This window comes from Streptomyces acidicola (assembly GCF_009377235.1).
Taxonomy (GTDB): Bacteria; Actinomycetota; Actinomycetes; order Streptomycetales; family Streptomycetaceae; genus Streptomyces; species Streptomyces acidicola.
Genome location: NZ_VMNX01000087.1, coordinates 23,949 through 34,587, shown reverse-complemented (window position 1 = coordinate 34,587; position 10,639 = coordinate 23,949). Strand labels below are relative to the sequence as shown.

General features: G+C 68.6%; 7 protein-coding genes and 2 pseudogenes. 2 read left to right on the top strand and 7 right to left on the bottom strand.

Annotated elements, in window-relative coordinates:
- The 3 genes from FPZ41_RS22635 to FPZ41_RS22625 all read right to left on the bottom strand — a co-directional run.
- A partial coding sequence (locus FPZ41_RS22635) for a ferredoxin (protein ID WP_152865342.1) occupies positions 1–138 on the bottom strand: 138 nt, incomplete at its 3' end.
- A gap of 7 nt (positions 139–145) precedes the next feature.
- Entirely contained in the window at positions 146–1,354 is a 1,209-nt protein-coding gene (locus FPZ41_RS22630) for a cytochrome P450 (RefSeq protein ID WP_152865341.1), read from the bottom strand.
- Positions 1,355–1,434: 80 nt separating this feature from the next.
- Entirely contained in the window at positions 1,435–2,073 is a 639-nt protein-coding gene (locus tag FPZ41_RS22625; protein WP_194236182.1) for a TetR/AcrR family transcriptional regulator, read from the bottom strand.
- A 366-nt stretch (positions 2,074–2,439) separates the two neighbouring features.
- Between FPZ41_RS22625 and asnB the strand changes: the two genes are divergently transcribed.
- On the top strand, positions 2,440–4,281 hold the full coding sequence (gene asnB, locus FPZ41_RS22620; RefSeq protein WP_322620575.1) for an asparagine synthase (glutamine-hydrolyzing): 1,842 nt from the start codon (positions 2,440–2,442) through the stop codon (positions 4,279–4,281).
- 466 nt (positions 4,282–4,747) lie between these two features.
- Here the strand turns inward: asnB and FPZ41_RS22615 are convergent, their stop codons facing one another.
- A complete protein-coding gene (locus tag FPZ41_RS22615; RefSeq protein WP_152865339.1) occupies positions 4,748–5,410 on the bottom strand; it encodes a response regulator transcription factor in 663 nt (220 codons plus the stop codon).
- The gene (locus tag FPZ41_RS22610) at positions 5,407–6,588 is read right to left on the bottom strand and encodes a sensor histidine kinase (RefSeq protein WP_152865338.1); all 1,182 of its coding nucleotides are present in this window, start codon (positions 6,586–6,588) and stop codon (positions 5,407–5,409) included. The genes FPZ41_RS22615 and FPZ41_RS22610 overlap by 4 nt, the downstream gene beginning before the upstream one ends.
- 228 nt (positions 6,589–6,816) lie before the next feature.
- Between FPZ41_RS22610 and FPZ41_RS22605 the strand changes: the two genes are divergently transcribed.
- Entirely contained in the window at positions 6,817–7,398 is a 582-nt protein-coding gene (locus tag FPZ41_RS22605) for a DUF308 domain-containing protein (RefSeq protein ID WP_322620574.1), read from the top strand.
- A gap of 46 nt (positions 7,399–7,444) precedes the next feature.
- On the opposite strand, the pseudogene FPZ41_RS22600 reads toward FPZ41_RS22605, so the two are convergent.
- A pseudogene (locus FPZ41_RS22600) lies at positions 7,445–8,337 on the bottom strand (IS982 family transposase).
- Positions 8,338–8,458: 121 nt separating this feature from the next.
- Positions 8,459–9,457 (bottom strand): annotated as a pseudogene (locus FPZ41_RS48555) (endo-1,4-beta-xylanase); the annotation flags it as partial.
- Positions 9,458–10,639: the final 1,182 nt, after the last annotated feature.

The window sequence follows — 10,639 nt, the reverse complement described above, 5'->3', positions numbered from 1 at the left end:
GGCCTGGAGTTCGGGTGGGGGCTGCTCGTTGAGCAGGACGACGGTGCCGTCGTCGTCGGACTGGTCGAAGAGTTCGGGTGCGGTCAGGGTGCACTGGCCCGCGCCGCGGCAGCGGTCGTGCTCGATCCGGATCTTCATGGCGTGGTCACCTGTCCCAGCTCAGGGGGAGCGCGTGTACGCCGTAGACGAACATGTCGTCACGCATCGGGACCTGCTCGGGCGGAACGGCCAGGCGGAGCGTGGGGAAGCGTCGGAGAAGGGCGGGGAAGGCGATCTGCATCTCGACACGGGCCAGTTGCTGTCCCAGGCACTGGTGGATGCCGTGCCCGAAGGAAACGTGCTGGGAGGGTTCGCGGGTGAGGTCGAGCCGGTCCGGCTCGGTGAACTGGCCGGGGTCGCGGTTGGCGGCGGGCAGTGAGGCCACGACGGTCTGCCCGGCGTGGATGCGTACGCCGTGGATCTCGACGTCCTCGCGGGCGACCCTGACGGTGCCGAAGTGCACGATGGTCAGGTAGCGCAGAAGTTCCTCGACCGCACGGCCGACACCTTCCGGCCGCTCGCGCAGGGAGCGCAGCTGGTCGGGGTGGGACAGCAGGGCGTAGGTTCCCAGAGCGAGCATGTTGGCGGTGGTCTCGTGTCCGGCGATCAGCAGGAGCCGGCCGATGCCGGCCAGTTCCTCGTCCGTCAGCGCGGCGTCGGGGTCTTCCGCCCGGATCAGGGTGCTCAGCAGGGCTTCGTCGGGGTGTTCGTGTTTGTCGGCCACCAGGTCGCGCATGTACGTGCGCAGTGCTTCACGGGCCTGCCACGCCTCGTCCTCGGAGACATCCAGTCTGAGCATCGTGGCGGTCCACCGCTGGAACTTCTCCCGGTCGGCGTAGGGCACGCCGAGCAGCTCGCAGATGACCAGGGAGGGAATGGGCCGGGCGAAGGCAGGTACAAGGTCCGCGGGAGGACCGGCCGCTTCCATGGCGTCGAGGCGATCCGCGACGATCCGCTCGATCCTCGGGGCCAGGGCACGCATCCGGCGCACCGTGAAGTACCGGGTGAGCATCCCCCGGTAATGGGTGTGTTCCGGCGGATCCATGTTCAGCAGCATTCCGGGGCGGTCTTCGGGACGGAACAGGTTGCGGCGCACCGGCGAGGAAGCGTTCTCACGCGCCGAACTGAACCGGTCGTCGGCCAGCAGGGCCCGGACGTCCTCGTGCCGGGTCAGCAGCCAGCCCACCTTGCCGTCGGGAAAGGCCAGCGGGGCCACCGGCTGCTCGTCGCGCAGCCGCTGGTACTCCGGCGGCGGATCGAGCGGACAGGTACGGTGCATGGGCAGTGACGCCGCGGGCGCCAAGGGTGCGCTCATGGGAACCGCTCCCCTCATCCGGCCGTTCAGCCTCACACCCCAGAGTAGAACGAATCCGTACTATGTGCGCGATACGGAGATCACGGCCCGGCAGCTTCAGGCGGCGCGGTGCCCAGCAGCGGGGCCAGCACTCGGTCCACGATCCTGTCGACGAGCGTGATGTCGGGCGCCTCACCCTCGATCAGCACATGCGTCAGCACCACCGAGAACGGCATCTCCACCAGTAGTTCCGGATCCACCCCCCTGGGGATCTCACCCCGCCGACGCGCCCGCTCCACGAGTGATTCGGCGGCCTGCCGCAGTGGGCGGTGCAGCCGCTCGTGACGGAGGCGGGCCAGTTCGGCATCCGTTCTGCTGCCTTCCAACAGGGCGATGACCAGCCCCCGGTCGAGTTCCGTCCAGCCCGCCAGCCACGAGGCGAGCAGGTGCCGCAGATCCCCGAGGAAGGAACCCGTGTCGTGGTCGGTGATCTGCGGCCGGTGCTGTTCCAGGGCCGCCACCGTCAACCGGGCCTTGGTCGGCCACCGCTGGTAGAGCGTGGCCTTGCTGGCCCTGGCACGCTGCGCGACCAGGTCCATCGTCAATCGCTCGTACCCCACCTCGGCCAGCAGCGCGAGTACGGCGTCGAGCACCTCCCGGCGGCGGCCGGGATCGCTCAGCGGAACCTTGCGCAGCCCCCGCTGCCCCGCTTCCGCACCCTCCGCAGCACCGCTTGCCACCGCGAAGCTCACCTCCCTGACCGTGCCCCGCGCCACCCGTTCCCGACGCCGGGGACTGCACCGTAGCCTTTCACCGCCTGACCACGTACGGTCCCGCGCCGTTCCGTCGGAGCGCCCCGGCCCGCCGCCACAAGCACGAGTCGGGAGCCCACCCCGCCCCCGGCCGGGCAGGTCGGCGGCCGCCTCAGAAGGCCCTGGCCCGCGGGAGAGCCGCTCCCGGCATGGTCCTTTTGACCGCCGGCATTTCGTGAAGGACGCTGACAGATGGCGCATACATTCGCTTTCTGATGCCGTCCGGTTCACTCCCCGTCGTCCTTCGGCGGCACTGCCGGCCGGCGGCGCCGGCGACCGGAACGGAGGACGACCGTGTGCGGTATCACAGGATGGATCTCGTACCAGCGGGACCTGCGCACCGAGCAGGCCACCGTGGACGCGATGACCGAGACGATGGCCTGCCGCGGCCCGGACGACCGCGGCACCTGGGTCGAGGGTCCCGCCGCGCTCGGCCACAGAAGGCTGGCCATCATCGACCTGCCGGGCGGCCGGCAGCCGATGAGCGTCGGGGAGGCCGGAACGACATTGGCCCTGGTGTACTCCGGCGAGGTCTACAACTTCACCGAGCTGCGTGAGGAGCTCATCTCGCACGGGCACCTCTTCACCACCGACTCCGACACCGAGGTGGTGCTGCACGGCTATCTGGAGTGGGGCGAGGCCGTCGCCGAGCACCTCAATGGCATGTACGCCTTCGCCGTCTGGGACCAGCGCGAGCAGAAGCTCGTCATGATCCGTGACCGGATGGGCATCAAGCCCTTCTACTTCTACCCCACCGCCGATGGTGTGCTGTTCGGCTCGGAGCCCAAGGCGATCCTCGCCAACCCGCTCGCCGCACGCACCGTGACCCTCGACGGACTGCGGGAGGCGTTCGCCTTCGTGAAGTCACCCGGTCACGCGATCTGGCAGGGGATGCGCGAGGTCGAGCCCGGGACCGTGGTGACCGTGCGCCCGGAAGGGACGCGGACCCGCGTCTACTGGTCGTTGGAGACGCGGCCTCACTCCGACGACCGTGACGGCTCCATCGCCCGGGTCCGGGAGCTGCTCGAAGGCATCGTGCGCCGCCAGCTCGTGGCCGACGTGCCGCGCTGCACCCTGCTCTCGGGCGGTCTGGACTCCTCCGCCATGACCGCCCTCGCCGCCCTCGAACTCGCCGCAGAAGGCGGGAGGGTCCGCAGTTTCGCCGTCGACTTCGTCGGGCAGAGCGAGAACTTCGTCCCCGATGCCCTGCGCGCGACCCCGGACACCCCCTACGTGCACGACGTGGCGAACAGCTCCGGAACCGAACACCAGGACATCGTCCTCGACTCCCAGCAACTGGCCGACCCCGAGGTACGGGCCCGCGTCATCCGGGCCAGGGACCTTCCCGTCGCCATGGGCGACATGGACGCCTCCCTCTACCTGCTGTTCAAGGCCATCCGGCGCCACTCGACGGTCGCCCTGTCCGGAGAATCCGCCGACGAGGTGTTCGGCGGCTACCAGCAGTTCTTCGACCCCGCGGCACGGGCGGCCGACACCTTCCCCTGGTTGGTGCAGTTCCGGCAGCACTTCGGCGACGAGGACAGCATCCTCAGCGAGGACTTCACCACAGCCCTGGATCTCGACTCCTACGTGCAGGACAGCTACCGCCAGGCGGTGGCCGAGATCCAGCGGCTCGACGGCGAGAGCGACTTCGAATACCGGATGCGACAGATCTGCCACCTCCACCTCACCCGATTCGTCCGCGTCCTGCTGGACCGCAAGGACCGCATGAGCATGGCGGTCGGCCTGGAGGTCCGCGTGCCGTACTGCGACCACCGACTGGTGGAGTACGTGTACAATACCCCCTGGCGGTTGAAGTCGTTCGACGGCCGGGAGAAGAGTCTGCTGCGCGAGGCCACCGCCGACCTGCTGCCCCCATCCGTCTACGACCGGGTGAAGAGCCCCTACCCCTCCACCCAGGACCCGGCCTACGCCGTGGCGCTGCAGAACCAGGTCAAGGAACTCCTGGACAACCCCGCACACCGGGTCTTCGACATGGTCAGCCGCGAGCGGCTGACTCGCGCCGCCGAATCCCACGCGCCCCACATCGGCCAGGCGTCCCGGCGCGGCCTGGAGACGGCACTCAACCTCGCCGCCTGGATCGACCTGTACTCCCCTCACCTCACACTCAGCTGACCCCCGGCGAACTCCACGCCGGCGACAAGGGTCGCTGCAGCGGACAAGGCGACCTGACCGCCGTCGGCCGTGCCAACGGCGAGATCGCCCAAGCCCTCACCGGTCAGCGGCCTCAATCCGCTCCAGGACCGCCACCGGGATCCCGCGCATCGGGCCCCACCCGTTGCGCCGACGTGCGCCAAGGGGCATCGGGGTCTGTCGAACGAGCGGTGCAACGGGGGTGGTTGGTTATCCGCCAAGGCCGTGGCACGTCCGGAGAACCGTGCCCGGTCCGCCCGGCGTCCCTGCCGAAAACGGTCCCGGAACGCACAGAAGGCTCGCCCCATGCCCCCACAGCACGACCGTACGTTGCCACCGACGAGCGAGAGCCCGCACCGCGACGTCACCGCCACTGACGCCGTCCCGCCCGCCGGACTGCTCGGCATCGCCACGGCGGCCACCTGTTTCGGGGTTCTGCTCGGCAGGCTCAGGGGTAGAGGCCGGCCCGGAAGGTGAACGAGACGAGTTGCGCTCGATCACGTGCGCCGACCTTCGTCATGGCCCGCACCGCATGCGTCTTCACGGTGAACGGCGACACGGACATCTGGGCCGCGATCTCGTCGTTGCCGAGACCGCTCGCGACGAGAACGACCACGTCTCGCTCCCTGGGTGTCAGAGCGTCGAAGCGTCGCAGCAGTTCCTGGTCGATCACCGGGGGCGGACTCTCGGTCATGTGACCGATGAGCGCGGCCGTCGCGGCCGCCGACAGCGCACCGCCACCGCCAACGACCTCGGTGATTCCGGCGACGAGTTCAGTGGGGCTCACGGTCTTGCTCAGGAAACCGTTGGCGCCCGCACGAAGGGCGGCGAGAACGATGTCGTCCTGGTCGAAAGTGGTCAGCACGATCACCCTCATCTTTTCGGATGGGTACTCTTTGCGGATCCGGCGGGTGGCTTCGACACCGTCGATGCCTGGCATCCGGATGTCCATGAGGACCAGGTCGACGGGGTGGCCCCGGAGAAAGGGGACGACCTGGAGTCCATCGGAGAGATCGCCCGCAACAACGAGACTTGGGTCGAGCCGGAGCATCGCTTTGATGCCGACCCTTATCTCGTCCTGGTCGTCGACGATCAGAATCCGCGTCGTCATACGACGGCTCCCAGAGGGCTGAACTCCGCATGGACCCGGAATCGCCCGTCGTCACTGTCGATCGTCAGCCGCCCGTTGGAGGACTCGACGCGTTCGCGCATCCCCACGAGTCCGAGTCCGCTGCGCGAACCGGAGCCGCGCAGTGAATGACCGAGACGGTTCTCCACGGTGACGCAGATCCTCCCGTCGCGCTCGCGCACATCCACCGTTGCCTCCCCCTCTCCATGCCGGTAGGCATTCGTGAGTGCTTCCTGAACGACCCGGTAGACCGTCACGCCGACGCTGGGCTCCACGAAGCCGGCGGGGATGTCGATGGAGGGCCGGATGTCGAGGCCGATGCTCTCGAAAGAGGCGACAAGGCCTTCCAGGCCGCTGAGCGCCGGGGTCGGCCGGAGCGCCTCGTCGTCGGAGATGTCGTCACCGAGGCGGAGGAGCGCGAGGATCCGTTGCGTTTCGACGACGACGGTGCGGGCGCTGGTCCTGGCTGAGACGAGGGCCTGCCGGGAGGACTCGGCGTCTTCGGGCAGCCCGATCTCCGCGGCACCGAGATGCATGCTCAGCATCGCGACCTGGTGGCCGATGACGTCGTGGAGGTCCCGGGCGATGCGGAGTCGTTCCTCGGTCACCCGTCGGGTGGCTTCGATCTCGCGGGTGGCGATGGCGCTCTCGGCCCGTTCCTCCAGGGTGCGCCAGTGCTCTCGATGGATGCGCAGCGCGGCCCCTGTCGCACCTCCTGCTATGGCTGAGAAGAGTGCGGCGGCTCCCACGATCGCGCCGCCACGGAATCCTCCCAGTGTCATGAACGCCCCCAGGAAGAACGCCGCCACGATGCCGGTTCCGGCCAGCGGCTGCTTCCCCCTGAGGGTGACCGAGAACAGCACGAGCACCGCCATCATCCACACCGACAGGGGGTCGTGGCCCACCGCTGTGACGGCGAAGGACGCCCCGCTCGCTACGACCAGTCCTGCCCACGGCCTCCGCCATGAGAGGGCGACACCGCCACCGGCGAGGAGCACGGAGAGGGCCGTCGGCCAATCCGACCCTCGCAGGATCACTGCCACGATCTGGCCGGTGAACACCAGCGCGGCCACCGAATAGGCGACGAGGTGCAGAGTCTCGGGGCGGCGGACCCACAGGGGTGCCACGGGCCGGTCCTGATTGTTCTGCGCCTTGACCATGGTCTGATTCTCGTCCACATGTGCCGCGGCCGTGTACTTCGAATGATGTAGACGGCGAGCCCGTTGCCGGCGACGGGGGCCGGCAGAACTCATTCGATTCCAAGTGGATGGCAGAACTACTTCGTTCGAAGTACACGGCCCCTCCCGAGGCCACTGAGACTCCTCATCGAGGCGACCGTCTCACACCATCACGATCACAAAACGGGACACCTGATGACTCGGACCACCGTGACTTCGAGCACGACCACGACCGCGACGACGCCCTCCGGGCTCCGATCGCTCTACCTGATCCGAGTCGCCTTCTCCCTGATCTGGGTGGCACTCGTCGTCACGACCTCCGCCTCGCTCGTGTCGACGGACAGGCCCACAGTGATCGCGGCCGTGCTGCTCGTGATCTACCCCCTGTGGGACGCCATCGCCACGCTCCTTGAACATCGCATGGCCGGCACCGGCTCCACCGACCGCGTCGGTACCACCAACGTGGCTCTCGGCCTCGCCACCGCCGCCGGGATGATCACCGTCGCCTTCTCCACCATCGGGACGGCCCTGCTCGTGTTCGGTATCTGGGCCCTCCTTTCCGGAGCGATCCAGCTCGTCGTGGCGATCCGGCGCCGGCGCACCGTCGGTGCCCAGTGGCCCATGGTCATCAGTGGCGGACTGTCCGTCCTCGCCGGTGCCTCCTTCGCTGCCATGTCCGCCTCGGCGACGAGCAGCCTGTCGGCCGTCGCCGGATACTCAGCCTTCGGTGCCTTCTGGTTCCTTGTCTCCGTCATCGCCCTGAGCATCCGCAGTCGACGCGAAAAGCGTTGACCATCGCCTCGTACAAGGCTCTCAAGGCACTGCTTGCCAACGGTGATCAGTGGTCGTAGGCGATCAGGGATCGGGTGACCGGGGCGCTGGTCCTGCGGCTGTGCCAGATCGCCGCGGTCATCGCGAGGGTGCGCTGGGCGCCCCGGATGGCGACGCCCTCGAAGGTCCGGCCGCCGTGTTGTTCCAGGTCGAGCCGGCCTTTGAAGGAGTCGTTGACAGATTCGATGAGCTGGCGGAACTTCTTGAGAGTAGGTTCGCCATAGCGGGCCTTCTCCCGCTTGCGGGACGGCCGCAGTAGCTCGATGCCCTGCCCGGCGAGGTCCTGCTCGAACACCTTGCCCCCGAAGCCCTTGTCCGAGATGAGCAGGATGCCCTCGCGTTCGGCGACCAGGCCGGCGTCTGTCTCCAGCATCGAGGCCAGGACTTCGCGTTCGCCGATCTTCGGGCTGGCCGGCGCCCACACGATGGGCATGCCGGTCGGGGTGCAGACCAGATAGAGGCGCAGGCCCCAGAAGAACCGCGAGTGGGAGGCACAGTAGCCGTACCCGGCCCACCCGGCGGGGTCCGAACGTGGGCCGTCGGACGGGACATCCCGCACGGCACTGGCGTTGAGTCGACGATCCAGTGGTTGTCGAACCAGAGGCCGCTGTCCATGGCCAGCTTCCGGATCATCCGCTTGACCAGGGGCAGCGCCGCTCGCAGCCGCTTGTTGTAGCCCGGCTGTTGAGGGAGGTAGGGGAACATGCCAGTCAGGTGCTTGCGAGCGAAGCGCAGCCGGCGCGCCTCGGAGCGGTGGCCGAGCAGGGCTTGCGCCACGGCAAGGCAGACGAGCTCGGAGTCGGTCAGCAGCGGCGGCCGTCCCCTCCACCGGGTCCCTCCGATCTCGTCGTCGATCTTCACGTACAACGCGGTCAAGAGGGTGTTCAGGTCTTGCGTCACAACATGATCTCGAGCGCCCTCTCTTCAGGCTCGCGCACCGGCCCCGAACATCGGACTCATTTGTCCAGGCCGTTTTCGCCGCGGCCCGGCGGCGAGAGCGGCCTAGAACGTCACGCAGTGCCCAGTACGCGGGTTTCGCCTCGTACACCCCATCCCAGGGAAGGGCGTTTCCCGGACTCGGGGGATAGTTCCGGATGTCGGCCGTGGAACCGTATCCGTCGGTGAAGCCCCAGGTGGAGAACGAGGTGCAGTTGGGTTCCTCCCTGCAGACGGCGAGTTTCCCTGCGAACTGGCGGGCCTGGACGTCCTCCTCGCCCTCGCCCACGAGGACGTCCATCTCCGAAACTCGGGCTTTCAGGCCGAGCCCGGCCAGCGCCCGGACCTTGCGCCGGAAGACTTCGGGGTCGGTACGGTCGTCGGCGGCGTACTCGTGGTTCTGGAAACCGACACCGTCGATCGGAACGCCGCGTTTCTTGAGCCGGATCAACAGCGCGTAGAGGCCGTCCCAGCGCGGTCCGTCCTCCTCCACCCCGTACTCGTTGAGGTAGAGCACCGCATCCGGGTCGGCCTCCCGGGCCGTACGGAAGGCGATGTCCATGTACTGCTCGCCCATCGCCTCGAACCACAGGTGCGGCCGCACGCCGCGGTTGCTGTCGGTGTAGTCCTCGTCCTCGTCGGACATGGGCTCGTTCACCACGTCCCATTCCGCCACCTTTCCCCGGAAGTGGCCCGCGACCGCCCGGATGTGCTCCGTCATGACGCGCCTGCGGTCCTCGTCCGTCATCTCGGCGCGCATCCATGAGGGCAGCGCCTCGAACCAGACGAGAGTGTGCGCGTGCACCTGCATCCCGTTGGCGTGGGCGAAGTCCACCAGGGTGTCGCCTTCCTCGAAGGCGAACACGCCGCGCCGCGGCTGGACGAACTGTGCCTTGAAGTCGTTCTCCGGCGTGAGCATGGAGAACTCCTCACCCGCCGTCCTTCGGTAGGCGCTGTCGGTCAGCAAAGGGCCCGCAGCAAGGGCGGTCCCCAGGCGGATCGGGCGCTGGAGGTCCGCCGCCAGGTCACGCAACGCATCGGTGGATCGGGGTACTTGCAGGCCGGGGGCGTCCCGGACGGACATCTTTCCCCGACCCAGTGGCATCGCGCGGAGTTCGCCGAGCGTCCAGCCTTCCCCGCCGCCCCCCGCGTCCGCGCCGAACCAGATACGGCCATGCCCGAAGACGTCCCGCCCCGGAACGGTCCCCACGACGTTCCCGTCGGCCTCCAGCACCAGCCTGTTCCCCCGCACGTCGATGGCGAGGCGGACCTCGTCCCCGAGGCCTTTGCCGAAGGTACGGGTCAGAGCGGGCCGGTTGGAGTCTCCGTCCCAGCGGTCGAATCGGAGCCGATCGCCGGCCACACCGATCCGCACGCCGCGCCGCTCGTGACGCCACTCGTCGTACACGACGGGAGTTTCACCGTACAGATGCAGGTAGGCATCCGTGCCGTCCGTGCGTCTCAGGCGCGCCTCGATCCGGATCTCGCCCCGGAACACGAGGTGGGGACCGCGCAGGTTCACCGGTGGATTCGGCTGCCCACCGTTGCCGTCCTGTTGTGTGATGCGCCGGTCGAGGCGCGTGATGCGAACTCCTGACCGCGTCGGCTTCGCCCCGGCGAAGTGGGCCCAGTCCCGGCCGTCGAGCAGGTCCGTGACCGGTCCCCGTGCGGGCACGGAGTCACCGGTGCAGGACATCGAGGCCCCAGCGAGCAGGGCGCAGACAACAGCGGTGACAACGCTCCTCCGTACCCGCATGACCAGAGACACTCCCCTCCGACGTTTCTTCCCCAACCGCACCGCCGCCCTCCTGGCCACGCCGGCCGCGGCAAGGACGGTGTGCGCGCAGCGCGCCACCGCGCCCGTCGCCGCCGCGACCCGGCGTCATCATCCCCCGGGCAACCGGGTACGCATTACGCGGCCCCGCAATATCGGCATGCGCGGCCCGGAGCGCCCGTCGCTTCATTCAAGGCGGCCACGATCCAACCGGGCTGGAATCACACCAGCAGCCTGAGGCCGGGCCCCACGGGCGGCGCTCGCCACCAGGACTGCCGACGCCTCAGGAACCACCCCGGCCGTACCGCGAGCACTGGGGAATCGCGAGGAACCGAGCATCGCAGTTGTCCATCGGGGCCATCCGCGGCGCTCAGTCACAGCTGTGCCTGAACGCCGCGGATGGCCCGTGAGCGTTCCAGTTGGCCAAGGCGAGCGCTGTAGATGGCCCGCAGGGCAGAGGGACGGCCCGTCGCGCTGCTGGGGGGGCGCAAC